General features: G+C 76.2%; 16 protein-coding genes and 1 pseudogene. 14 read left to right on the top strand and 3 right to left on the bottom strand.

Features of this window, described 5'->3' with window-relative positions; translation table 11 throughout:
- Positions 1–148: 148 nt before the first annotated feature.
- The gene (locus V6U82_RS29640; RefSeq protein WP_334467161.1) at positions 149–2,074 is read right to left on the bottom strand and encodes a hypothetical protein; all 1,926 of its coding nucleotides are present in this window, start codon (positions 2,072–2,074) and stop codon (positions 149–151) included.
- On the opposite strand from V6U82_RS29640, the pseudogene V6U82_RS29635 reads away from it, so the two are divergent.
- Together V6U82_RS29635 and V6U82_RS29630 are read left to right on the top strand one after the other, a co-directional pair.
- A pseudogene (locus tag V6U82_RS29635) lies at positions 1,997–2,597 on the top strand (Replicase polyprotein 1ab); the annotation flags it as partial. The gene V6U82_RS29640 and the pseudogene V6U82_RS29635 overlap by 78 nt on opposite strands.
- A gap of 526 nt (positions 2,598–3,123) precedes the next feature.
- On the top strand, positions 3,124–4,194 hold the full coding sequence (locus tag V6U82_RS29630; RefSeq protein ID WP_334467159.1) for an HAD-IIA family hydrolase: 1,071 nt from the start codon (positions 3,124–3,126) through the stop codon (positions 4,192–4,194).
- A 13-nt stretch (positions 4,195–4,207) separates the two neighbouring features.
- Here V6U82_RS29630 and V6U82_RS29625 read toward each other — a convergent pair whose 3' ends face one another.
- Positions 4,208–4,543 carry an SCP2 sterol-binding domain-containing protein gene (locus tag V6U82_RS29625; RefSeq protein WP_128138078.1) on the bottom strand — a complete coding sequence of 112 codons (336 nt, stop codon included), beginning with the start codon at positions 4,541–4,543 and terminating at the stop codon, positions 4,208–4,210.
- Between the two features lie 111 nt (positions 4,544–4,654).
- Here V6U82_RS29625 and V6U82_RS29620 point away from each other — a divergent pair, with 111 nt between their 5' ends.
- The 5 genes from V6U82_RS29620 (at position 4,655) to V6U82_RS29600 (ending at position 11,502) form a co-directional block, all read left to right on the top strand.
- Complete coding sequence (locus V6U82_RS29620; RefSeq protein WP_334467157.1) at positions 4,655–5,329, top strand: phasin family protein; 675 nt, start codon at positions 4,655–4,657, stop codon at positions 5,327–5,329.
- Complete coding sequence (locus V6U82_RS29615; protein ID WP_073831637.1) at positions 5,326–5,553, top strand: hypothetical protein; 228 nt, start codon at positions 5,326–5,328, stop codon at positions 5,551–5,553. The genes V6U82_RS29620 and V6U82_RS29615 overlap by 4 nt, the downstream gene beginning before the upstream one ends.
- A gap of 21 nt (positions 5,554–5,574) precedes the next feature.
- Positions 5,575–6,423, top strand: a complete 849-nt coding sequence (locus tag V6U82_RS29610; RefSeq protein WP_334467152.1) for a TlyA family RNA methyltransferase — start codon at positions 5,575–5,577, stop codon at positions 6,421–6,423.
- A complete protein-coding gene (locus V6U82_RS29605) occupies positions 6,420–7,304 on the top strand; it encodes an NAD kinase (RefSeq protein ID WP_128139242.1) in 885 nt (294 codons plus the stop codon). The genes V6U82_RS29610 and V6U82_RS29605 overlap by 4 nt, the downstream gene beginning before the upstream one ends.
- 469 nt (positions 7,305–7,773) lie before the next feature.
- The gene (locus V6U82_RS29600; protein WP_334467148.1) at positions 7,774–11,502 is read left to right on the top strand and encodes a S8 family serine peptidase; all 3,729 of its coding nucleotides are present in this window, start codon (positions 7,774–7,776) and stop codon (positions 11,500–11,502) included.
- 47 nt (positions 11,503–11,549) lie between these two features.
- Here V6U82_RS29600 and V6U82_RS29595 read toward each other — a convergent pair whose 3' ends face one another.
- Entirely contained in the window at positions 11,550–12,524 is a 975-nt protein-coding gene (locus tag V6U82_RS29595; protein ID WP_334467145.1) for a helix-turn-helix domain-containing protein, read from the bottom strand.
- Between the two features lie 79 nt (positions 12,525–12,603).
- Here V6U82_RS29595 and recN point away from each other — a divergent pair, with 79 nt between their 5' ends.
- From recN to V6U82_RS29560, 7 genes are all read left to right on the top strand, one after another.
- The gene (gene recN / locus V6U82_RS29590) at positions 12,604–14,361 is read left to right on the top strand and encodes a DNA repair protein RecN (RefSeq protein ID WP_334467143.1); all 1,758 of its coding nucleotides are present in this window, start codon (positions 12,604–12,606) and stop codon (positions 14,359–14,361) included.
- 118 nt (positions 14,362–14,479) lie between these two features.
- Positions 14,480–15,658, top strand: a complete 1,179-nt coding sequence (steA, locus tag V6U82_RS29585) for a putative cytokinetic ring protein SteA (protein WP_135239482.1) — start codon at positions 14,480–14,482, stop codon at positions 15,656–15,658.
- Positions 15,659–15,685: 27 nt separating this feature from the next.
- Entirely contained in the window at positions 15,686–16,627 is a 942-nt protein-coding gene (locus V6U82_RS29580; RefSeq protein WP_334467136.1) for a copper transporter, read from the top strand.
- 60 nt (positions 16,628–16,687) lie between these two features.
- Complete coding sequence (locus V6U82_RS29575) at positions 16,688–17,551, top strand: hypothetical protein (RefSeq protein WP_047894135.1); 864 nt, start codon at positions 16,688–16,690, stop codon at positions 17,549–17,551.
- 1 nt (position 17,552) lies between these two features.
- Positions 17,553–19,250, top strand: coding sequence for a murein biosynthesis integral membrane protein MurJ (gene murJ / locus V6U82_RS29570; protein ID WP_334467130.1), 1,698 nt, complete (start codon positions 17,553–17,555; stop codon positions 19,248–19,250).
- Positions 19,247–20,380 (top strand): glycosyltransferase family 4 protein, encoded by a 1,134-nt coding sequence (locus V6U82_RS29565; protein WP_334467127.1) that lies wholly within the window; start codon positions 19,247–19,249, stop codon positions 20,378–20,380. The genes murJ and V6U82_RS29565 overlap by 4 nt, the downstream gene beginning before the upstream one ends.
- Complete coding sequence (locus tag V6U82_RS29560; protein WP_334467124.1) at positions 20,380–22,815, top strand: hypothetical protein; 2,436 nt, start codon at positions 20,380–20,382, stop codon at positions 22,813–22,815. The genes V6U82_RS29565 and V6U82_RS29560 overlap by 1 nt, the downstream gene beginning before the upstream one ends.
- Positions 22,816–23,034 lie beyond the last annotated feature (219 nt).

Raw genomic sequence — 23,034 nt, 5'->3', positions numbered from 1 at the left:
AGCGCCGATGGTACTGCACTCGGGAGGGTGTGGGAGAGTAGGACACCGCCGGACAATCTTCCAGTCGAGGGCCGCCCCAGCAGGGGCGGCCCTCGACTGCGTTAGCGTTCTCGGCGGAAACGCCATCAGGAAGGATGTACCTGTGAGCTCAGGACCCCAGGGCGGGGACCGCCCCCGTCGTTACGAGGATCGCGCCGACCGCGGCCAGGGGCGTGGTGACGCCGGCCGCGACGGCCGTCGCGATGACCGTCCCTCGTACCGGGGCGGCCGCGACGACCGCCCGGGTGGCTTCCGTGGTGGCGACCGTGACAGTGGCGCCCGTGGCGGTGACCGTCGCGAAGGCGGTTTCCGCGGTGGTGACCGTCGCGAGGGCGGCGGCTTCCGTGGTGGCGACCGCGAGGGTGGTTTCCGTGGTGGTGACCGCCGTGAAGGTGGTTTCCGCGGTGGTGACCGCCGTGAAGGTGGTTTCGGCGGTGGTGACCGCCGTGAGGGCGGTTTCCGCGGTGGTGACCGCCGTGAAGGTGGTTTCGGCGGTGGTGACCGCCGTGAGGGCGGCTTCCGCGGCGGCGACCGCGAGGGTGGCTTCCGGAGTGGAAACCGGCCGGGCGGCGATCGTCGCGAGGGCGGGTTCCGGGGAGGCGACCGTGACGGCGGTTTCCGCGGCGGCGAGCGTCGCGAGGGTGGCTTCCGGGGCGGCGACCGTCGTGAAGGCGGCGCCCGTGACGGTGGCTTCCGCGGTGGCGATCGCCGTGAGGGTGGTTTCCGGGGCGGCGACCGCCGCGAGGGCGGTGCCCGTGACGGTGGCTTCCGCGGCGGTGACCGTCGTGAAGGCGGCTTCGGCGGCGGTGACCGTCGCGAGGGTGGTTTCCGTGGTGGTGACCGTCGCGAGGGCGGCGGCTTCCGCGGTGGCGATCGCCGTGAGGGTGGCTTCCGGGGCGGAGCCCGCGACGGCGGCGACCGCCGCGAGGGTGGCTTCCGCGGTGGCGATCGTCGCGAGGGCGGTTTCCGCGGTGGCGACCGTGAGGGTGGTTTCCGGGGCGGGGACCGTCGTGAAGGCGGCGCCCGTGACGGTGGTTTCCGCGGTGGCGACCGCGAGGGCAGCTTCCGGGGCGGGGACCGTCGCGAGGGCGGTTTCCGGGGCGGGGACCGTCGTGAAGGCGGCGCCCGTGACGGTGGTTTCCGCGGTGGCGACCGCGAGGGCAGCTTCCGGGGCGGGGACCGTCGCGAGGGCGGTTTCCGGGGCGGGGACCGTCGTGAAGGCGGCGCCCGTGACGGTGGTTTCCGCGGTGGCGACCGCGAGGGCGGCTTCCGGGGCGGCGACCGCCGTGAAGGCGGCGCCCGTGAGGGTGGTTTCCGGGGTGGGGACCGTCGTGAGGGTGGTTTCCGGGGCGGCGACCGCCGCGAAGGTGGCTTCCGGGGTGGCGATCGTGAGGGTGGCTTCCGTGGTGGGGACCGTCGTGAAGGCGGTTTCCGCGGGGGCGACCGTGAGGGTGGCTTCCGGAGCGGTGGCCGCGACGGCGGCGAGCGCCGCGAGAGCGGCTTCCGTGGCGGCGACCGCCGCGAAGGCGGCTACCAGGGCGGCGACCGGCGCGAAGGCGGCTACCAGGGCGGCGACAACCGCCGGGAGAGCTACGCCGGCGGCGACCGTCGTGAGGGCGGTTTCCGGGGTGGCGACCGTGAGGGTGGCTTCCGCGGCGGCGAGCGCCGTGAGGGTGGCTTCCGTGGCGGCGACCGCGACCGTGGCTTCCGGCGCGACGAGCGTGGCGACGACCGGCGGCCGGGCGGCTACCGGGGCGAGCGGGACGGTGAGCGCCGTGGCTACGGCGACCGGCCGGGTGGCGACGATCGCCGGACCGGCAACTACGGCCCGCAGCGGGAGCGCCAGGACGAACGCGGTGAGGGGCGTACCGGTGAGGCGCCGGAGCTGCCCGAGGACGTCGTCGCGAGCGACCTCGACTCGGCCGTCCGGGCCGAGCTGCTCTCCCTCGCCAAGCCGGTGGCGGAGACGGTCGCCCGGCACCTGGTCGCGACCGGTCTGCTGATCGACGAGGACCCGGCGCTGGCGCTGGCGCACGCCATGGCGGCCCGCCGGCTCGCCTCGCGTATCGCCGCCGTGCGGGAGGCCGTCGGGCTGGCCGCGTACCACGCGGGCGAGTGGCAGACCGCCATCGCCGAGCTGCGGACGTACCACCGGATGACCGGCCTGCAGAGTCACCTGGCGGTGCTGGCCGACTGCGAGCGGGCGCTGGGCCGACCGGAACGGGCCATCGACCTGTTCCGCGGTGCGGACCGGGACAAGCTCGACCAGGCCGTCGCGATCGAGCTGCTGATCGTGGCCGCCGGGGCGCGCGGTGACCTGGGGCAGAAGGACGCCGCGGTGGCGATGCTCCAGGTCCGCGAGCTGACCGGCGACTCGACCGAGCCGTGGGCGGCGCGACTGCGTTACGCGTACGCGGACGCCCTGCTGGCGGTGGACCGGCGCGAGGAGGCACGGGAGTGGTTCTCCCGGGCCGCCGACGTCGACTCCGAGGGGGAGACCGACGCCGCCGAGCGGCTGCTGGAGCTGGACGGCGTGGTCATCGAGGGCGACGACGAGCCGGAGGACGACACGGACGCGTCCGAGCCGTCGGCCGAGGCCGCCAGCGACGACGAGGACGAGGACGACGACCTCGACGGCGACGACGATGACGACGACGATGACGACGACGATGACGATGACGACGATGACGACCTCGACGAGGACGACGACGACCACGAGGATGACGACGACCGCGAGGATGACGCGCGGCTGAGCGGCGGCGGCGACGTCACCCCGGCTGCCGGCGGGGACGCGGCACGGGCCGGCTACCGGGACCGTGACGCCGGCGATCTGGCCGACGACGAGCTGACCGGCACCGAGGCCGGCTCGCTCGCCACCAGCACCGCCACCACCCCGACCTTCGTCGCCGCGACCGAGGAACCGACCGACACCGCGCCGACCGGCACTACCCCGACCGACACCGCGCCCACCGGCACCTCCGCGGCTGCCGACGCGGCGGACACCATCCCGGCGGACGAGGCCGACGGCGACCGGCCCGCGTCGGGTGACGCCGCGGGCGGCGAGGGCGAGGCGGCGGAGCGCCGATGACCGGGTACGCCGGTGACACCGCCTCCGGCGCGGATCGGGGAGGACCCGACCGCGCCGGGGCGGGCGGCCCGCTGGTCGAGGCGTACTCGCTTGTCGTCTTCGACCTGGACGGCGTCATCTACCTGATCGACCGGCCCATCCCCGGCGCGGTCGAGGCGGTCGGCCGGCTGCACGCCGGGGGGCGCGCGGTCGCGTACGCGACGAACAACGCCTCCCGCCGCTCCAGCGAGGTGGCGGACCTGCTCACCGGCATGGGCGTTCCGGCGCAGCCGGCGGAGGTGCTCACCTCCGCGGCGGCCACGGCCGAGCTGCTCCGGGACCGGCTGCCCGAGGGCGCACCAGTGCTCGTGGTCGGCGCGGAGGCGCTGCGCGCCGAGCTGCGCGCGGTGGGCCTGCGACCGGTGTCCACCGCCGACGAGGAGCCCGCCGCGGTGGCCCAGGGCTACGGCCCGCAGGTCGGCTGGTCCGACCTGGCCGAGGCGTCCCTGGCGGTACGGGCGGGCGCACCCTGGTACGCCACCAACACCGACCGCACGCTGCCCAGCCCGCGCGGCCCGCTGCCGGGCAACGGCTCGCTCGTCGCGGTGTTGCGTACCGCGCTGGGCCGCGACCCCGACGTGGTGGTGGGCAAGCCGGAGCCGGCGCTGTTCACCACCGCCGCGCGCCGCGCCGGGACCGGGCGCACGCTCGTGGTGGGCGACCGGCTGGACACCGACATCGAGGGCGCCCGCCGGGCCGGGCTGGACAGCCTGCTGGTGCTGACCGGGGTCAGCGACGCCGCCGAGCTGCTGGCCGCACCCGAGGAGCGCCGCCCCGCGTACGTCTCGTTCGACCTGGCGGGCCTGTTCGACCCGGCAGCCGTGGTGGCGGTTCCGGGCCGTGCGGCGGCCGGCGGCTGGTCGGTGACGGAGGCGGGTTCGGACCTCGTGCTCGACGGCGCGGGAGCGCCGCTGGACGCGCTGGCCGCGCTCTGCGCGGTGGCCTGGTCGACGGCGGCCGGGCCGCGCGTGCGGGCGCAGTCCCCGGCGGCGGAGGAAGCGCTCGCCGCGTTCGGTCTCGACGGCTGAGGCGCCGGCCCGCTCAGAGGAGCTTGCGGAGTTTCATCAGGTCGAACGGGTTCGCCTTGATCGACACCCGCCGGGAGGCCACCGCCGACATCACGTCGAGCCGGCCGTGCACCAGCGCGACGAGGTCGTCGCTGCCGGTGCTCAGCGCGATCTTCGCCTTCGGGTCGTCGCCGTCGGCCAGGTCGACCAGCCGGCCACCCTCCAGCCGCCCGTGGAACGCCGTGCCGAGGTCGGTGATCCGGCAGGCCAGGGTGCGGTCGAGGTCGATGCGTCCCTGTGCCTCGGCGTTGCGGTCCAGCCGCACGGCCAGGTCCTGCAACGCCTGCCGGCACTCGTCCACGCTGGCCACATCGTCTCCTCACCACGAACCACGCCGTTCCCGGCACCGTACCGCAATGGGCCGTGCGGGGTGCCCGGTAGCGTGGCACCTGCACACCTCGCCCCGCGGAAGGACTCAGGCATGCAGGACGCGTGGCGCGCCTACCTCGAGCTGGCCATGGGCCTGACGGAGGCGCCCCGGAAGAAGGCACAGGACGCGGTCATGCGCGTCGTCGGCCAGGGCGGCGCGACCGCCGCCCAGCTCCAGACGCTCGCCGAGGAACTGGTCGCGACCGGCCTGGCGAACCGGGAGTCGCTGACCAAGCTGGTCCGTTTCGAGGTGGACCGGGCGCTGGGCGCGGTCGGGCTGGCCACCGCCGACGAGGTCGCCGAGCTGACCCGCCGGGTGCACGACCTGGAGCGGCAGCTGCGTGAGGCCCGCGGCACGCTCGAACCGGGCGCCGCGCGGCCCGAGCCGTCCGCCGCCGCCCCGGCGCAGACCGAGCCGGGCGCGGCCGAGCAGACCAAGGCTGAGCCGACCAAGGCCGAGCAGACCAAGGCCGAGCAGACGGAGTCGTCGTCGGCCGCGCCGTCCCCGGCAGAGGCGGCCCCGGCAGAGGCCGCCCCCGACACGACGCCGCCGAACGCCCCGGCCACGACCCCCTCGAAGGCCCCGGCGACGACGCCGACGAAGGCGGTGGCGAAGAAGACGGTGGCCAAGAAGGCGATCGCGAAGAAGCCACCGGCCACGGTCTCCCGTACCCCGGAAGCCGCGCCGGCGAAGAAGGCCACCGGGCGCCGGGCGGCCGGCTCGTGACCGCGCCCCGGCCCGGCCCGCCGCCGGGTCCGAGGCCAGGACCGCCCCCGGGGGTACGCCCCGCGCCGGTCGAGGAGGTCGGCGAGGCGCGGCACCCGGCGGTGGACGCCGCGGTGCTCGGCATGGCCAACGCCGAGGCGCTCGCCCCGGCCGACCAGATCGCCCAGTACGAGGCGGCGTACGAGACGCTGCGCGAGACCCTCGCCACCATCGACCAGGCCTGAGCAGAGGCGGAGAGAGACCTGATGGCTCGTCGTACCCGGCTGGACGCCGAACTCGTCCGGCGCGGGCTGGCCCGCTCCCGCGAGCAGGCCGCCGCGCTGGTCGAGGCCGGTCGCGTCCAGCTGCGCGGAGTGCAGGCGCGCAAGCCCGCGGCGATGGTCGACCCGGCCGATCCGCTGCTGGTCACCGGCGAGGACCCGGCGCAGGAGTACGTCTCCCGGGGCGGCCACAAGCTGGCCGGCGCGCTCGCCGCGTTCGCCCCCGGCGGGCTGACGGTGGCCGGCCGGCGCTGCCTGGACGCGGGCGCGTCGACAGGCGGTTTCACCGACGTGCTGCTGCGCGGCGGCGCCGCCGAGGTGGTCGCCGTGGACGTCGGCTACGGGCAGCTCGCCTGGTCGCTGCGTACCGACGAGCGGGTCCGGGTGTTCGAGCGCACCAATGTGCGTACCCTCACGCCGGAGGCGATCGGCGGCCCGGTCGACCTGACGGTGGCCGACCTGTCGTTCATCTCGCTGCGGCTGGTGCTGCCCGCGCTGGCCGCGTGCACCGGCCCCGGCGGTGACCTGGCGCTGATGGTCAAGCCGCAGTTCGAGGTGGGCAAGGAGCGGGTCGGCGCCGGCGGCGTGGTCCGCGATCCGGCGCTGCGCGCCGAGGCGGTGCTGGACGTGGCAGCGGCGGCCGCCGGGCTGGGCCTCGGCCTGGCCGGCGTGGCGGCCAGCCCGCTGCCCGGGCCGAGCGGCAACGTCGAGTTCTTCGTATGGTTGCGCGGGGACGCGCCCGCCGCGGATCCGGAGCGGGTCCGCGCGGTGGTGGCCGCCGGCCCGCAGGGCGCCGCCGCGACGGCGGCCACGACCGAGGAGGTGTCCGGGTGAGCCGTACCGCGCTGCTGGTCACGCACACCGGCCGTCGACGCAGCACCGAGCACGCCCGCGCGGTGGCCGCCGACCTGATCGCCGCCGGGTTCGAGGTGCGGGTGGTGGCCGAGGAGGCCGACGACCTGGACCTGCCGGGCGTGGTTCCGGTGACCGGCCCGGAGGCCGCCGAAGGCGCCGAGATCGTGTTCGCGCTCGGCGGGGACGGCACGTTCCTGCGCGCCGCCGAGCTGGCCCGCCCGGCCAAGGTGCCGCTGCTCGGCATCAACCTGGGCAAGGTCGGTTTCCTCGCCGAGGCGGAGATCGACGACCTGGACACCGCTGTGCGTGACGTGGTCGACCGCAACTACACGGTGGACGAACGGCTCACCCTCGACGTCACCGCCGAGTTCGACGGCGGGCCGACCATCGAGTCGTGGGCGCTCAACGAGATCAGCGTGGAGAAGGGCGAACGCGCCCAGATGCTGGAGCTGCTCGTCGACGTGGACGGCCGCCCGCTGTCCCGGTACGGCTGCGACGGCGTGATCTGCGCGACCCCCACCGGCTCGACGGCGTACGCGTTCTCCGGCGGCGGCCCGGTGGTGTGGCCCGAGGTGGAGGCGCTGCTGCTGGTGCCGATCAGCGCGCACGCGTTGTTCAGCCGCCCGCTGGTGACCGCGCCCACGTCGACGTTCGTCATCACCGTCGACCCGTTCACCACCCTCGCGGTGCTCTGCTGTGACGGGCGGCGCGTCTACGACCTGCCGCCCGGTGCCCGGGTCACGGTGCGCCGGGGCACGCTGCCGGTGCGCATCGTCCGGCTGCGGGCCCGCCCGTTCACCGACCGGCTGGTGGCCAAGTTCGACCTTCCCGTCCAGGGCTGGCGGGGCAACCGTCGCTGACCAGCGGCTCAGCGGAAATCTCCGTTCGGCCCACCGGTCCCGGCGTTCGCGCGCGTTACGGTTGGCGTACGGGCCGCGAAGAGGTGAGTCCGGGCGCGGCGGTGAGGCCCGCCGCTTCCCGGATGCGGCCCACCTGTCGCGGGCTCGGCCAGGGGGTGGTCGGGGCCGTGACGGTCGGGACGCCGGAGCGACGTGAGCCGGCCGCGGCGGGCGGACCGGCACGCCGTGTCCGGTCGGGTGTCGACCCCGGCCGGGCCGACAGGTCGCAGGGCCGCCGCCGGAGGAAGCGGCGGCACGCGAGCTGGGCGACACGGTCTCCGGCGTCCCGGCCTCCACCCCGTCGTGCTCGTGTCCACCTGGCGACATGTCGCCGGTGCGGCGGCCCGTACCCGGTGACCCGGCAGCGGACGCCGTCGCAGACTCCGATCGCCGGCCTTACGAGGCCGGCCTCGGAGTAGAGGAGCGTCACATGCACCGGTTCCCCCGCTGGCTCGCCGCCGGCGCGGCCGGGGTGTTGGTGGTCGGGCTCGCCGTACCGGCGTCCGCCGCACCGCCCGCCCGGCCCGCCAGCCCGCCCCCGGGCACATCCGCCCCGGGCGCGCCGCCCGCCCGCGTCACGCTGATCACCGGCGACCAGGTCGAGCTGGTCCAGGCCGCGCCGGGCCGGATCGTCGCCACGGTCCACCCCGGGCCGGGCCGTGACCGGATCGTCTTCCAGACCACGCAGGCCGACGGCGGGCTGCGGGTGCTTCCCGCCGACGTGGTGCCGTACGTGTCAGCGGGCGTGCTCGACCCGGACCTGTTCGACGTGCAGGAACTGGCCGAGCAGGGCTACGGCGACGCGAGCCGGAAGGCGCTGCCGCTGATCGTGCGCTACCGGGAGCCGGCCGCCGGGCGGGTGCGCCCGCTCGCCGTCACCGCCGAGTCCCGTCCGCTGTCCAGCATCAACGGCGCCGCCCTGCGCGTCGACAAGGACGACCTGGGCGCGCTGTGGACCTCGCTGCGGCAGGCGCCGCAGGCCCGCGCCGCGGACGCCGGAGCCGTCCGGCTCGGCGCGGGCGTGGAGCGCGTCTGGCTCGACGGGCGGGCCCGGGTGGCGCTGGAGCACAGCGTCCCGCAGATCGGCGCGCCCGCCGCGTGGGCGGCCGGCCGCGACGGCACCGGGGTGCGGGTCGCGGTGCTCGACACCGGCGTGGACGCCGGCCACCCCGACCTGGCCGGCCGGATCGCCGAGGCGCGCGACTTCACCGGCGGCGGCAGCGCCCGGGACGGCCACGGACACGGCACCCACGTGGCGGCCACCGTCGCCGGCAGCGGCGCGGCCTCGGCGGGGCTGCGCAAGGGCGTCGCGCCGGGTGCGCGGCTGCTGGTCGGCAAGGTGCTCGACGACTCCGGCTCCGGCTACGACTCCGGCATCATCGCCGGCATGGAGTGGGCCGCGCGCTCCGGCGCGAAGGTGGTCAGCATGAGCCTCGGCGGCGCGCCGACCGACGGCACCGACCCGATGAGCCAGGCCGTCGACGACCTCACCGCCGAAACCGGTGCGCTGTTCGTGATCGCCGCCGGCAACGACGGCGAGCCGCGCAGCATCGGGTCGCCCGGCGCGGCCACCGCCGCGCTTACCGTCGGCGCGGTCGACCGTGACGACGTGCTCGCCGACTTCTCCAGCCGCGGCCCGCGGCTGGGCGACAACGGCCTGAAACCGGAGATCACCGCGCCGGGCGTCGGCATCGTCGCGGCCCGCGCCGCCGGCACCACCATGGGTACGCCGGTCGACGACGCCTACACCCGCGCCTCCGGCACCTCGATGGCCACGCCGCACGTCGCGGGCGCCGCCGCCGTGCTGGCGCAGGAGCATCCCGGGTGGACCGCCGCGCAGCTCAAGGACGCGCTGGTCAGCACGACCCGGCCGAGCACCGGCGCGACGGTGTTCGAGCAGGGCGCCGGGCGGGTCGACGTGGCCCGCGCGCTGCGCCAGCGGGTGTACGGCACGGCCACCGCCGACTTCGGCCGGATGACCACCGGCGGGCCGGCCGCGACCCGGACGGTGCGTTACGTCAACGGCACCGCTGCCGCGCAGACGCTGCGTCTGGCGCTGGAACTGCGCAACCTGGACAGCGGCGCGGCCGAGACCGACGGCCTGACGCTCGGCGCCGCCACGGTGACGGTGCCGGCCGGCGGTGGCGTGGACGTGCCGCTGCGCGCCGACCCGGCCCGGCTGGACCGGGGCCCCCACGGCGGCTGGCTGGTGGCCACCGGCGCGGACGGCGCGACGGTGCGCACCGCAGTCGGCCTGACGCTCAGCGGCCCGCAGCACACCGTGACGCTGCGCGCGCTGGACCTGGCCGGTCGGCCCGGACCGGCGCCGGTGGTGACGCTGTTCGGCGAACACCCCGAGTCGGACGCGCTGGGCTGGCTCGGCGGCGGCGACGAGTGGCAGATCCAGGTGGAGGAGGGCCCCTACCTGCTGCACGCGCTGATCGAGCACGGCGCGCCGCTGGACGAGCAGCTCACCCTGGTCACCGACCCGGAGCTGACAGTGGACCGGGACCTCACAGTGGTGCTCGACCCGCGGCGCGGCACACCGGTACGGATCGAGACGCCGAAACCCTCCGAGCAGCGGGCCATCCTCAGCTTCTACCAGCACCGGGTGTTCGGCAACGGCCGCCAGGTCGACCACGGCGTCATGACGTTCAGCACCGTGCAGCAGCTCAACGTCACCCCGACCCGGCAGGTACGCCGCGGCGAGTTCGAGTTCTCCTCGCGCTGGCAGCTCGTCGCGCCGATGGTCGACCTCGACGTCAGCGGCGTGTCCGGAGCGCCGGACGTCAACCTGATGGGCCAGTCGCCGGCTCCGGCGGGGCGGCAACGGCTGCGCCTGGTCGCGGCCGGCACCGGCGAGCCGGGTGAGCTGGCCGGGGTGCGGGGCGCGGCTGCGCTGCTCACCGCGTCCGCCGACCGGTCCGAGGAGGAGCAGGTGGCAGCCGCGGCGGCGGCCGGCGCGAAGGCGGTGCTGATCGTCCGGCCGGCGGACCAGAGCGCGTGGACGGTGTGGCGTCCGACCGGGGACCGGCTTCCGGCGCCGGCGCTGGCGGTGGCGTACGACGACGGGCAGCGGCTGCTCGCGGCGGCGCGTACCGGCCGGGCCCGCATCGACCTCACGCTGACCGTGGACAGCCCGTACCTCTACGACGTGTTCCAGGTGTCGCGGGGCCGGGTGCCGGAGCGGATCACCCACCGGGTGACCGCCGCCAACACGGCCGAGGTGACCGCGCGTTACGGCGACACCGGCGGCCTGGACTGGGCCACCGAGCAGCGGTTCGGGTGGCGGCCCTGGCAGGAGTTCTCCTGGAACGACGACCAGCGGATGGTGCGTACCGGGACGACCCGGCGGGAGTACGTCAGTTCCGGTGACTCGTGGTGGCAGCACCGGGTGCTGCACCGGCTGATGTTCTCCAGCATGGGGACGCTGACCGGCGGCCTGTCCGACCGGCCCCGGCGCTACGCGGCCACCGACCGGACCACCGAGTCGTGGCACGCGCCGCTGGTGCGCCCCGCGGTGCCGGCCGGTGCGGCCGCGCCGAGCCGGACCGCCGACACGCTCGACCTGCGGGTGGCCGAGTTCGTCGACGCCGACGGCCACGCCGGCGTGGACAACCGCTCGGAGGAGCAGGACACGGTGACCCGCCGGGTCAGCCGGGACGGGCGGCAGATCGCCGACCTGTCCGACGGCTGGGCGCCGGTGCCTGCCACCGCCGGTCCGGCCCGCTACCGCCTCGACGTGACCACGGCACGGTCGTCGGCCCAGTGGCGGTGGGCGACCCGTACCGAGACGGCGTGGGAGTTCACCTCGGCCCGCCCGGCCGGTGACGCGGCCCGGCCGCTGCCGCTGCTCCAGGTCGACTACCGGGTGCCGGCCGACCTGCGTGGTGAGGTGCCCGGCAAGCGGAAGCACACAGTCGGACTGACGCTGCGCCACCCGGCGGGCCTGCCCGCGCCGGCCGGCGCGACGGTACGCGCCGAGGTGTCCTTCGACGGCGGACGCACCTGGCGCACGGCGCCGGTACGCGGCTCCGGCACCCGGTTCACAGTCGAGGTCCCGGCCGGGCGCGGCACGGTGTCGCTGCGCGTGTCGGCGCGGGACCGGGCCGGCAGCACCGTGACGCAGACCGTGGTCGACGCGTACGGGCTGCGGTGAGACGCCGGGGCGGGGCGGTCCTGGGGCCGTCCCGCCCCGGGCCCCGGTCAGATCCAGCCGCGCCGGGCGGCCTGGAACGCCAGCCCGGGCCGGGTGTCGACACCGGCGGCGGCCATCAGGTCGGCCAGCCGCCGCTGCACGGTACGGCGGCTCACGCCGAGCTGTGACGCGATCGACTTGTCCGGCACCCCGGCCACGAACAGCGACAGCAGCCGCGCCTCGTCGCCGTCGGGCTGGTAGCCGGTCGCGGCCCGGTCGCCGGAGGGGCCGAGCGGCGTCGCCATCAGCCAGTGGCTCTCGAAGAGCGCGACCAGCGCGTCCAGCAGCTGACTGCGGCCGATCACCGCTGCGGTCGGCTCGCCGCCGTCGCGGTCGGGCACCAGCGGGCAGACCGCGGTACGACCGTCCACCACGGCCAGTCGAACCGGCAGCCGGTCCAGCACGCGGGCCTGCTCCCCGGCGTGTACGCCCCGCTCCACGTCGGCCAGCGCGCCCGGCTCCAGCAGCATCGCCCGTTCGTAGATGGCCCGGTAGCGCACACCGCGGGCGAGCGCGTCGAACTCCTCGACGTTCTCCGGGCCGGGCATCGCCAGCGGGTTCGCCCGGCAGAACCAGAGCACCTCCTCGCGCGCGCCGTTCTGCAGCTCGCGCAGCCGTTCGCGCAGCGCCCGCGCGCCGGTGACCACCTCGACCAGGTGCGCCGCGTCGTGGCGGCGCATCCCGGCCCGGTAGTCCTCGGCGAGCCGGCTGACCGCGGCGCGGGCCTCCTCCAGCGCCGACTGGCGGCGCAGCAGCGCCTCACCGAGCGGCACGTCCGGCGCGAGCGGCCGCAGCGGCGCGTCCGGTTCCGGCCCGGTCGGCAGCACGAGACCCTTGTCCCGCAAGGCGTCCAGCCGGTCGACGACCTCCGCGCGGGGCCGCCCCAGCCGCTGCGCGAGCTCACCGGCCCGGGCCGTGTTCGCCCTGACCAGGCAGCGGTAGAGCTCCTCCTCGTCCGGGGTCAGGCCGATCTCCTCCAGCACGGGGCTGAACTGTACGGGTGCCCGCGCCCCGCCCTGCCGGCTGGTCAACTGTCACACGGCGGGGCTACTGTCGGGTGCTGTGCTGGAAGAGCTGCGCATCACCGGACTGGGCGTCATCGAGGACACGACGCTGCCGCTGGCCGCGGGGATGAACGTCATCACCGGCGAGACCGGCGCCGGCAAGACCATGGTGGTGACCGGCCTCGGCCTGCTCTTCGGCGGCCGCGCCGACGCCGGCCGGGTGCGCGCCCAGCCGGGCCGCGCCGTGGTGGAGGGCCGGCTGCGCCTGAGCGGGCGGGTGGCCGAGTCGGTGCACGCCCGCATCGTCGACGCCGGTGGCGAGCCCGACGAGGACGGCTCACTGCTGCTCAGCCGCACCGTGACCATCGAGGGCCGCTCCCGGGCGCACCTGGGCGGTCGCGCCATGCCGGTGTCCACGCTCGGCGAGGTCGGTGAGCAGGTGCTCGCCGTGCACGGCCAGTCCGACCAGCTCCGGCTGCTGCGCCCGGCCGAGCAGCGCGCCTCGCTCGACCGGTTCGCCGGCCCCGAGCACGAGAAGCTGCTCGACGCGCTGCGCGAGACGTACGCCCGGTGGCGCACCGTCGTCGACGACCTGGCCGACCGGCGGCGCAACGCCCGCGAGCGCAACCAGGAGGCCGACCTGCTGCGTCTGGGCCTGGACGAGATCACCCGGGTCGACCCGCAGCCGGGCGAGGACGCCGAGCTGAAGGCCGAGGCGCAGCGGCTGGAGCACGCCGAGGGGCTGCGCACCGCCGCGCAGGTGGCGCAGCAGTGCGTGGCCGGCGGCGTCGAGGCGACCGACGAGACGCCGGACGCGACGGCACTGCTGGGCACCGCGCGGCGCACGCTGGAGGCGCAGGCCGGCACCGACCCGGCGCTGGGCGAGCTGGCGGCCCGGCTGGAGGAGGCGGCCACGCTCGTCACCGACGTGGCCGCGGAACTGTCCACCTACCTGGCCGCGCTGGACGCCGACCCGGCCCGCCTCCAGACCGTCTACGAGCGGCGGGCCGCGCTGCGCGGGCTGACCCGCAAGTACGCCGACGACGTCGACGGAGTGGTGGCGTGGGCCGAGCGGGCCCGGGCCCGGTTGTCCGATCTGGACACCTCCGACGAGCTGCTGGACGAGCTGGACCGCGAGGCGAACCGGCTCGCCGGTGAGGTGGCCGACCTCGCCGGCCGGGTCTCGGCGTCCCGGCGGGAGGCGGCGGTCCGCTTCGCCGAGGAGGTGACCGTCGAGCTGGCCGGGCTGGCCATGCCGCACGCCCGCATCGAGGTGGCGGTGCTGCCGCGCCCGGCGGGCCGGTCCGAGCCGAGCCTGCCGGTCAACGGCGTGGAGACCGGCGTCGGCGCGGATGGCGCCGACGAGGTGGAGCTGCGGCTGCTGGCGCACCCGGGCGCGCCGGCGTTGCCGTTGCAGAAGGGCGCCTCGGGCGGCGAGCTGTCCCGGGTGATGCTCGCCATAGAGGTGGTCTTCGCCGGTTCCGGCGGCCCGCCCACGCTGGTGTTCGACGAGGTCGACGCGGGTGTCGGCGGTCAGGCCGCGGTGGAGATCGGCCGCCGGCTGGCCCGGCTGGCCCGCAGTCACCAGGTGCTCGTGGTCACGCACCTGCCGCAGGTCGCCGCGTTCGCCGACCGGCACCTGGTGGTGGCCAAGGACACCGGGGGAGCGGTCACCACCAGCGGGGTGCGCGTGGTGGAGGACACCGAGCGCGCCCGCGAGCTGGCCCGGATGCTCGCCGGTTTGCCGGACTCGGATCTGGGTATCGCCCATGCCGAGGAGCTCCTGGCCGTGGCGGCCAAGGAAAGGCGTCCGTGACGCCCCTATTGTGAGCGCAAGCACACCGGCGCGGGTTCCGGTGTGCTTCCCTGGGTAGGCGGCCCTGCTCAGGCATGTCGCGACAGCAAAACCTGCCTCACATGCCAGGATGGTCACGATGCGTCTACCCACACTGCGCCGGAGCCGGAACCCGGAGCCGGGCTCCATCGTCGGCACCGCGCGCCTCGACCGCCGGACGAAACGGCTGGTCGGGCGGCTGCGACCCGGCGACATCGCGGTCATCGACCACGTCGACCTGGACCGGGTGGCGGCCGACTCGCTCGTCGCGGTGGGTGTGGCGGCGGTGCTCAACGCCAAGCCGTCGGTCTCCGGCCGCTATCCCAACCTCGGCCCGGAGGTGCTGATCTCGGCCGGCATCCCGCTGCTCGACGATCTCGGCGAGAGCGTCTTCGAGCAGGTCCGCGAAGGCGACCGGGTCCGCATCGAGGGCAACACCGTCTTCGTCGGCGACGAGCCGGTCGCGCACGGCTCGTTGCAGGACGCCGAGACCGTGGCCAAGTCGATGGCCGACGCCCGGGAGGGCCTGTCGGTGCAGTTGGAGGCGTTCGCCGCCAACACGATGGACTACCTGCGGCAGGAACGCGACCTGCTGCTCGACGGCGTCGGCGTACCGGAGATCCAGACCCAGATCCAGGGCCGGCACTGCCTGATCGTGGTGCGCGGCTACGACTACAAGGCCGACCTGGACGTGCTGCGCCCGTACATCCGGGAGTTCAAGCCGGTGCTGATCGGCGTCGACGGCGGCGCCGACGCGCTGGTCGAGGCGGGCTACACCCCGGACATGATCATCGGGGACATGGACTCGGTCACCGACGACGTGCTGCGGTGCGGCGCCGAGGTGATCGTGCACGCCTACCCGGACGGGCGGGCGCCGGGCCTGGCCCGGGTCAACGGGCTCGGCGTACCGGCGATCACCTTCCCGGCGGCGGCCACCAGCGAGGACCTGGCCATGCTGCTGGCCGACGAGAAGGGCGCCTCGCTGCTGGTGGCGGTCGGCACGCACGCCACCCTGGTGGAGTTCCTCGACAAGGGGCGCGGCGGCATGGCGTCGACGTTCCTGACCCGGCTGAAGGTGGGCGGCAAGCTTGTCGACGCCAAGGGCGTCAGCCGGCTCTACCGGCAGAGCATCTCCGGGTCGTCGCTGCTGCTGCTGGTCCTGTCGGCGGTGGCCGCGATGGCCTCCGCGGTGGCGGTCTCCACCGTCGGGAAGGCGTATCTGGGCGTGGTCTCCGAATGGTGGGACAATTTCGTGTTCCAGCTCGGCCAGCTCTTCTAGCTCCCCGACGATCAAGAGGCTGCAAGCGTGATCAACTTTCGCTACCACGTGGTGTCCCTGACCGCGGTGTTCCTGGCGCTGGCGATCGGCCTGGTGGTCGGCACAGCCGCCCTCAACGGGCCGGTCGCCGACTCGCTCCGGGAGAACGTCAACGGCCTGCGCAAGGACAACTCGCTGATGCGCCAGTCGGTCAACAGCATGCAGAAGCAGCTGGAGACCGAGGAGGACTTCGCCGCCGAGATGGCCCAGCTCGTGCTGCCCGGCAAGCTGACCGGCCGCCGGGTGCTGGTGCTCACCCTGCCCAGCGGCCGCGACCAGGCCGAGGGCGTGGCGAAGATGCTCCAGACCGCCGGCGCCGACGTCACCGGCCGCGTCGACGTGCAGGACAAGTTCGTCAACCCGGACAGCAACAACAACCTGCTGGAACTGGCGGTCACCGCGGCCCGGCCGAACAGCGCCCCCACCGGCAACCTGCCCGGCAACGGGCACGGCGTGGAGACCTCCAGCGCGCTGCTGGCCAACGTGCTGGTGGACCGCCCGGCCGGGAGCCCGCCGGTCAGCGACGCCGACCGGCGCGCCGTGCTGGAGCAGTACGCCACCGCCGGATACCTCACCCCGGCGGACCGGATCTCCACCGCCGCCGAGGCGGTGGTGATGGTCACCGGCCAGCCGTACGTGGACAAGGACTCGGCGAAGAAGGACGAGTCCGTGGTGAAGATCGCCGAGCAGTTCGACCGGGCCGGGGCGCTGGTGGTCGCCGGCATGGGCTCGACCGGCGGGAACCTGGTCTCGGTGGTCCGCGGCGACCCGGTGCTGTCGCAGACCATCTCCACCGTCGACAACGCCAACACCGTCCAGGGCCAGCTGGTCACCAGCCTCGCCCTGGCGCAGCAGCTCACCGAGAAGAAGACCGGCCAGTACGGCGTGGGCGACAACGCCGCCGCCCGGGTGCCTACACTGCCCCGGTGACCGCTCCGGGCCGCCCGGTCCGTGCCGCGTCGCGTTCGAAGTCCGGATCGAGGAGGTCCTGTGAGACTGGGTCGGCTGCTGGCCGTGGGCGCGGGCGCGCTGGCCGCCCGCTACGTGCTGCGCCAGACGCGCACGTCGCCGGGCGGCCCGGCACTGGAGCGCACCAACTACCGGGGCCGCACCGTGACCCTGGCCGCCGGTCCGGCCCTGGCCGTCGGCGCGGCCACCGGGGCCGCGCTCGGCGCCGGTAGCGCGCCGGCCGGCGCCGCCGCACTCGTCGCCGGGCTCGGCGCGGGCGCTGTCGGCCTCTACGACGACGTGGTCGGCGCGCGCCCCGAACAGAAGGCCGCCAAGGGGTTCGCCGGGCATCTCGCCGCGCTGCGCGAGGGTCAGGTCACCGCCGGGATGGTCAAGGTCGCCGGGGTGGGCGTGGCCGGGCTGGGTGCGGCCGCGCTGCTCGCCGCCGACCGGCGGGTCGCCGCGCATCCGCGCCGCCGGCGGGCCGGGGCGTTCGGCCGCGGGCTCGACGTGCTGCTCGGCGCCGGCGTGGTGGCCGGCACCGCGAACCTGGTCAACCTGCTCGACCTGCGGCCCGGCCGGGCGCTGAAGTCCGGCATGCTGCTCGGCGCGCCGCTGACCACCGGCCCGTACGGCGGCGTCGCCGCGGGCGCCGTGGGCGCCTCGGCCGCACTGGTCGGCGACGATCTCGGCGAGCGCGTGATGGTGGGCGACAGCGGCGCCAACGCGCTCGGCGCGCTGCTCGGGGTGAGCCTCGCCGCGCGTACCGGGCCGCTGGGCCGGGCCGGCGTGCTGGCCGTGCTCGCCGCGCTCACCGCCGCCAGCGAGAAGGTCAGCTTCACCCAGGTCATCGCGTCCACGCCGGGGCTGCGGCACCTCGACGAGCTGGGCCGGCTCCCGGACTGACGTGACGAAACCGGCTCCTCTCGCCGCCGCCGGCCGGGTCGCCGGGGCGGCCGCCCTCATCGCCGTCCTCACCGTCCTCAGCCGGCTCGCCGGCTTCGGCCGTACCGCCGTGTTCACCTGGATGCTGGGCCCCACCGACCTCGGCAGCGCCTACCTGGTGGCGAACTACGTCCCGAACTTCATCTTCGAGATCGTCGCCGGTGGGGCGCTCGCCAGTCTCGTCGTACCGCTGCTCGCAGGCGCCGTCGAGGCGGGTGACCGGCGCGCGGTGGCCGCCACCACCGGCGCGCTGCTGACCTGGACGCTCAGCCTGCTGGTCCCGCTGGCGGTGCTGCTGGCGGTGTTCGCCGACCCGCTGCCCGCCCTGATCGGGAACGGTCTCAGCGAGACGCAGCAGGCCTCCGGGGCGCGGATGCTGCGGGTCTTCGCACCGCAGTTGCCGCTGTACGGCGTGGGCATCGTGCTGACCGGCGTGCTTCAGGCGCACCGCCGCTTCGCCTGGCCGGTGATCGCGCCGCTGCTGTCCAGCGTCACGGTCATCGCCGTCTACCTCGGGTTCACCGCCGCCGAGGGGCGGCAGGCCACGATCGGGGAGGCCGGACGCGGCGGCGAGCTGCTGCTGTCCGCCGGCACCACGCTCGGCGTGGTGATGCTCTCGCTGTCGCTGCTGATCCCGGTGCGCCGGCTACGGCTGCGGATCCGGCCCGGCTACCGGTTCCCGGCCGACGCCCGCGCCCGGGTCGGCGGTCTGGTGGTCGCCGGGGCGGTCACCGTGGCCGCCCAGCAGATCGCCCTGGTGGTCGCGCTCAACCAGGTCACGTACGGCCGCACCGCCGACGTCAGCGTCTACAACCTCGCGCAGACCGTCTACTTCCTGCCCTGGGCGGTGCTGGCGGTGCCGCTCGCGGTGGCCGCGTACCCGACGCTCGTCGCGGCCCGGGCCACCGGCGACGAGCGCGCCTACCGGGAGACCCTGGCCCCGGCGGTACGCGGCGTCGTGCTGCTCAGCCTGCTCGGCGCCGCCGCGCTCGTCGGCACCGCGATCCCGGTCGGGCACTTCTTCTTCGCCGACCCCCTCGACGCGCGTACCGCGGCGGCCGGGATCGCCGGTTTCGCGCCCGGCCTGGTCGGCTACGGCCTGTTCGCGGTCCTCACCCGCGCGCTGTACGCCCGGGGCGAGACCCGCGCGGCCACCGTCGCCACGGCGCTGGGCTGGCTCAGCGTGCCCGTGCTGGCCGTCCTGTCCGCTCAGGCGGCGCCGCTCGCCGACCGGGTGCTCGCGGTGACGCTGGCGTCCTCGGCCGGCATGCTGCTGCTCGGTGCGCTGCTGATCGCCGCGGTCCGGCGGGCCGCCGGCGGCGAGGCGCTGGCCGGTGCCGGCCGGGCGGCCGCCGCCGGGCTGCTCGCCGCCGTCGTCGCCGGAGCCGGCGGGGCGGCCGTCGCGGCGGGACTCGCCGGGCTCGGTGACGGCACCCCGACGACACCGTGGGCCCTCGCGCAGGGCATGCTGTCCGGGGTCGTGGTCGGTGTCCTGTTCCTCGCCGTCGCCTGGCTGACCGACGCCCGCGACCTGCGGCCGCTGCTCGCGACCGTGACCCGCCGGCTGCGCCGGCGACGCCCGGCCGGCGGGGACGACGGCCCGCCGGCGCAGCAGCACCCCGGCGAGCGGGGTGACGGAAGGGAGACCGTTTCCTCATGACGGACGCCTCGCCGGCACCGCGCTGGCCCGGGTCGGTGGCCCTGGTGCTCGCCTCCAGCACCGGCGGGGTCGGGCAGCACGTCCGCTCGATCACCCGAGGGCTGACCGAGGCCGGCGCGTCCGTGCTGGTCTGCGGCCCGTCCGCCACCGAGGAACAGTTCGACTTCACCGGCGCCGGGGCGCGGTTCACGCCGGTGGAGATCCCGGCCAGCCCCACCCCGGGCGACGCGCGCGCGGTCACCGCGCTGCGCCGGGCGCTCGCGGACACACCCGCCGACGTGGTGCACGCGCACGGGCTGCGCGCCGGCCTGGTCGCCGCGCTCGCCCGCCCCGCCGCGCCGCTGGTCGTCACCTGGCACAACGCGGTCCTCGCCGGTGGCCTGCGCGGCGCCGTGTCCCGGCTGGTCGAACGGGTCGTCGCCCGGTCCGTGCGGGTCGCCCTGGGCGCCTCCGCCGACCTGGTCGACCGGGCCGCCGCGCTCGGCGCCGCCGACGCCCGCCTGGCCCCGGTCGCCGCGCCGACGCTGCCCGTGCCGCGCCGCCGCCGCACGGCGGTCCGCGCCGAGTTCGGCGTCGCCGCCGACCGGCCGCTGATCCTCTCGGTGGGCCGGCTGCACCCGCAGAAGCGGTACGACGTGCTGATCGACGCCGCCGCTCGCTGGCGGACCCGCACTCCCGCCCCGCTCGTGGTGATCGCCGGCAGTGGTCCGGCGTACCTGCCGCTGGCCGCCCGGATCTCGGCCGCCCGCGCGCCGGTGACGCTGCTCGGGCACCGCGGCGACGTGGCGGACCTGCTGGGCGCCGCCGACCTCGCCGTCGTCACCAGCGACTGGGAGGCCCGTCAGTTGTTCGCGCAGGAGGCGCTGCGGGCGGGCGTACCGCTCGTCGCCACCGCCGTCGGCGGGCTGCCGGACCTGGTCGGCGACGCGGCCGTGCTGGTGCCGCCCGGTGACGTGGACGCCGTCGACGCGGCCGTGCGCGACCTGCTCGACGACCCCGCGCGCCGGGCCGACCTGTCCGGTCGTGGCCTGGCGCGGGCCGCGACCTGGCCCACCGAGGCGGACACCGTGGCCGCGCTCGCCGGCCTCTACGCCGAGCTGACCCCCCAGCTCTCGACCGGGAACCGCTGATGCTGCGCAGACTCACCCCGGTGCTGCTGACCCTGGTCGTGGTGGCGCTGGGCATCACCGCGCTGTCCGCCCGCCCCGATGACGGCGCGACCCGGCCCGGCGCCGACTTCGTGGTGCTCGTCGGCGCGGCGGGCCTGCGGTGGGACGACGTCGACCCGGAGAACACGCCGACGCTGTGGCGGATGGCCGAGCAGGGCGCGATCGGTTCGCTCTCGGTGCGCTCCGCGCACCGCCCCACCTGCCCGGTCGACGGCTGGCTCACGCTCGGCGCGGGGAACTTCGCCGCCTGGCCCGGCGCCCGCCCCGGCGGTGGCTGCCCGGCCGCCGGTGTGACGGTCGAGCGGCCCGACGGCATCGGCGCGAACCTGCCCGACCAGGCCGGCGCGGTGGCGCACAACCAGGAGCAGCTGTCCTGGGGCGCGACGCCCGGCGCGCTGGCCGAGTCGGTGCGCTGCTCGGTGGCGGTCGGGCCGGGCGCCGCCGTGGCCGCCGCCCGCCCGTTCGGCCGGGTCGACAGGTACGCCCCGTCGCTCCCGGAGAACCCGGCGGAACTGCTCGGCTCCTGCGTGCTGAGCATCGTCGACGTCGGCACCGTCGACGACGACGACCCGGCCGTACGGGCCGCCCAGGCGCGGCAGGCCGACGCCCGGCTGGCCCGGGTGCTCGCCGCCCGGCCGCCGCGCTCGCTGGTGCTCGTCGCCGGCGTGTCCGACACCGACTCCCCGTCCCGGCTGCACGTCGCCATCGCCGACGGCCCCGGCTGGGAGGGTGGCTGGCTGACCTCGCCCAGCACCGCCCGGTCCGGCTACCTGCAACTGATCGACCTGGCCCCGACCGTGCTCGCCGTGCTCGACAAGCCGATGCCGGAACGGGCGTTCCTCGGGCGGCCCGCGGTGACGGTCGACGACCGGCCGGACGACCTGCGGGCCGCGATCGAGGCGCCGGCCGACGCGGACCGGGAGGCAGCCGCCCAGCGCCGCGTCGCCGGCTGGTTCTTCACGCTGCTCGCCGCCGCCCAGATCGCCCTCGCGGTGGCGGTGCTGCCGCTGCTGCGCCGCGCCCGCCGGCTCGCCGGACCGCACGGGCCGGAACCGGTGTCCCGGCGGATCGTCGCGGTGGTGGAGCTGCTGCTGATCGCCGCCGCCCTCGCCGTGCCCGCGGCGCTGCTCGCCGACGCCGTGCCCTGGTGGCGGGGGGACCACGCCGGCCTCTGGTACGCCTCGGTGACCGCGCTGCTCGTCGTCGGCGGCACCGCTGCGGTCCGGTTCAGTCCGGGGCACGAGCGCACGCTCGGTCCGCTCGGTGCGGTCGCCGGGCTGGCCACGCTCGTGGTCGGCGTGGACGTGCTCACCGGCTCCCGGTTGCAGCTCAACGGCGTGGTCGGCTACTCGGCCCTGGAGGGCGGCCGGTACGCCGGGCTCGGCACCGTCGGGCTCGGCGTGTTCATCGCCGGGGCGCTGCTGTGCGGCGGCTGGCTCGCCCAGCGGTTCCGCCGGGGCTGGCGGCCGATGGTGATGGTGACCGTCGGCGGGCTGGCCGTGGTGATCGTGGGCAGCCCGTACCTGGGCGCCGACTCGATCGGCGCGATCGCGCTCACCGCCGGGGTCAGCGTCGCGGCCGCGATCTGCAGCGGCGGATGGCTGACGGTGAGCCGGCTGGCCTGGGCGACCATGGCCGCGCTGGCGGTCACCGTCGGGTTCGCCCTGGTCGACCTGGGCCGTCCGGCGGACGAGCGCGGCAGCCTGGGCCGGTTCCTGGCCGCTGTGGGCGACGGCACCGGCGGGCTCACCGTGCACCGGTCCAGCAGCTCCAACATCCAGACGCTGGTGAACAGCCCGCTCACCGTGCTGGCCCTGGCCGGGGCCGCGCTGGTCTGGCTCGCGCTGCTCCAGCCGTGGGGCGGGCTGATGCGGCTGTTCGGCATCTATCCGGCGATCCGGGCGGCGATGGCCGGCACCGGCGTGGCCGTCGGGCTGGGCGGTGTCCTCGGCGGGTCGGCGCTGGACGTGGCCGGCGCGGCGGCGGCCCTCGTGGTGCCGATGGCGGCCCTGGCGGCGCTGCGGGTGCTCGACCACTCCACCGACCGCACGGTGCCCGACAGCGGGCGTGGCGGCGGCGAGACGGGCGCGGTCCCACCGGGCGGCCCGGACAACTCCTCGAGGGGCGGCGCGGCCGGCGACGGCCCGGCCGCTGACGGTGCGGGTGGTGGCCGGTCCGCTGCCGACGGCCCGGCCGCTGACGGTGCGGGTGGCCGGTCGGCTGCCGACGGCCCGGCCGCCGACGGTGCGGGCGACCCGGGGGAGGCCGAGGAACCGGACGAACCGGACCGGCCGGACTGCGCGGGCAAGGAAACGCCGCACGGGTCGCCCGCCGACTCCGGCGTGCGGGTGCCCGCGCAGCCGACCCCGGTGTCCTCGGAGATCCCCGCCGGCTGACCCGGGCCGCCCGCGCGGCCCGGTAGGTCCGTCCCCGGCCCGGCCGGGTTGGGGAGGCGGCGGGGCCGGGGCCCGGCGGAGGGCGCCGCTCCGGCGAGCTGGTGTCGACCAAGGGCCCGGATCCGGGCCGGAGGAGCGCCCGGGGGAGGGCCGGCACCGGCCTCACGTGCGCCGACAGCGGGTGCGACGCCGGCTCACGGTCCGGATGGTGTTACCGTG

The organism is Micromonospora sp. CPCC 205554 (assembly GCF_036902745.1).
GTDB lineage: Bacteria > Actinomycetota > Actinomycetes > Mycobacteriales > Micromonosporaceae > Micromonospora > Micromonospora tulbaghiae.
The sequence above is the reverse complement of the archived record's forward strand: the minus strand, read 5'-3'. Positions and strand labels throughout refer to the sequence as shown.

What these genes read in the sequence shown, in the direction of transcription:
- steA (WP_135239482.1), top strand. Translation starts at nt 14,480, where the DNA reads ATGCGTCTACCCACACTGCGCCGGAGCCGGAACCCGGAGCCGGGCTCC.
- V6U82_RS29600 (WP_334467148.1), top strand. Translation starts at nt 7,774, where the DNA reads ATGCACCGGTTCCCCCGCTGGCTCGCCGCCGGCGCGGCCGGGGTGTTG.
- V6U82_RS29630 (WP_334467159.1), top strand. Translation starts at nt 3,124, where the DNA reads ATGACCGGGTACGCCGGTGACACCGCCTCCGGCGCGGATCGGGGAGGA.
- V6U82_RS29610 (WP_334467152.1), top strand. Translation starts at nt 5,575, where the DNA reads ATGGCTCGTCGTACCCGGCTGGACGCCGAACTCGTCCGGCGCGGGCTG.
- V6U82_RS29560 (WP_334467124.1), top strand. Translation starts at nt 20,380, where the DNA reads ATGCTGCGCAGACTCACCCCGGTGCTGCTGACCCTGGTCGTGGTGGCG.
- V6U82_RS29565 (WP_334467127.1), top strand. Translation starts at nt 19,247, where the DNA reads ATGACGGACGCCTCGCCGGCACCGCGCTGGCCCGGGTCGGTGGCCCTG.
- V6U82_RS29620 (WP_334467157.1), top strand. Translation starts at nt 4,655, where the DNA reads ATGCAGGACGCGTGGCGCGCCTACCTCGAGCTGGCCATGGGCCTGACG.